The 1,372-nt window shown below is 33.8% G+C and carries 1 protein-coding gene; it reads right to left on the bottom strand.

What is annotated here, in order from left to right:
• Positions 1-212: RepB family plasmid replication initiator protein (locus BK820_RS14855; protein WP_143045209.1), on the bottom strand; the 212-nt coding region annotated here is incomplete at its 3' end.
• Positions 213-1,372: the final 1,160 nt, after the last annotated feature.

A 1,372-nucleotide genomic window follows, 5' to 3' on the forward strand; every position in this document is an offset into this window, starting at 1 on the left:
GCTTCAGTCAATGCCAAATATGCAGCATCATTAGAAATATTAAATGCTTTAGCAAATCGAGCAGCATTTAACTCGAGTGGTGTAGCTGAATCGAGTCCCTTTCCAGTTTCTCTTGCATCAACAATTGCAAGTTGTATGACACGAGTCTCAGCTAGAGTTAATGATTGTAATGCTTGTACAAGCTGATTCGATTTAACTACTAGATCCGTCATGAATTTTATAATAAAGCAACATTGAAAAATTTGTTGCTATAACAGCATTATCATTTAGCTCTGTCAATTGTTTTTTTGAGCGATTATTAGTCAATTCAGGGACTTAAACATTGAGATAACCGAGGAAACGTTGTCTTATGCCATGTTTGATAAAGCATAGCCTTAAACTAATATCAGCATATTTCTAATAATAAGCTTATTTTGTCTGTACAGTAAAAACCAAATACTATGAACCGAGGAAACGTTGTCTTATGCCATGTATTGAGCGAATAAAAGATTTTACATGAAATATTTAAATATTTATTACAATGACTTATATCTAATCTGGTGCTATGAAACTATAATATTGTTGACCGAGGAAACGTTGTCTTATGCCATGTTTGGGACCAATCTAGCAGATAATTTTTAAGAAAATATAGCTATTAAAAGTTAGTAAAAACTAAAAACAAAAGTTTTGATCTTAAAATTGTTTATATATTGTCCTATGCCATATTTTGATTTTATAAAAATATTTTATGACAACAAAAAAATAAATTGTTGTCATATACCGAGGAAACGTTGTTAAGTCACCGAGGAAACGTTGTTAAGTCACCGAGGAAACGTTGTTAAATCACCGAGGAAACGTTGTTAAATCACCGTGGAAATCCTTGCCATATAAGCTTTACAGGAGGTCTAAAAGCATTTAAAAGCATTAAAAGTACTTAAAAGCCTAGACCATGAAAAATTGCCCTTGGTTTTCGCTACGCTCAAACTCTATTGAATCTCACTTTCGTTCGATTCGAAGGGGCAATTTTTTGTTAATCCCTAGATAAATCTAATAAAAAGCAAATACAACTCGGAATTCGCTTCGCTCATAAACTTTTCTACTCGCTACGCTCGCTCTAGAAGCAACTGTTAATAGTTCGCACCCATTCGGGATGCTCTGCTAGGAAGGTGAATGATAGATAGGGAGCTTGTAATCAGGGAAACTACGAGTCAATTTTCCTTTGTGTCGCTCGTAGACACTCGCTAAATTAGAAATGGTTGTTAAATATAGATCTATTTTGCGTTCACATGCGTTAATTAGCTCATTTATGAGTTTATGGATAGGATTCTATTGTTTAAGTATTTATNCAAATACAACTCGGAATTCGCTTCGCTCATAAACTTTTCTACTCGCT

The organism is Acinetobacter sp. LCT-H3, from assembly GCF_001866125.1.
GTDB classification, from domain to species: domain Bacteria; phylum Pseudomonadota; class Gammaproteobacteria; order Pseudomonadales; family Moraxellaceae; genus Acinetobacter; species Acinetobacter schindleri.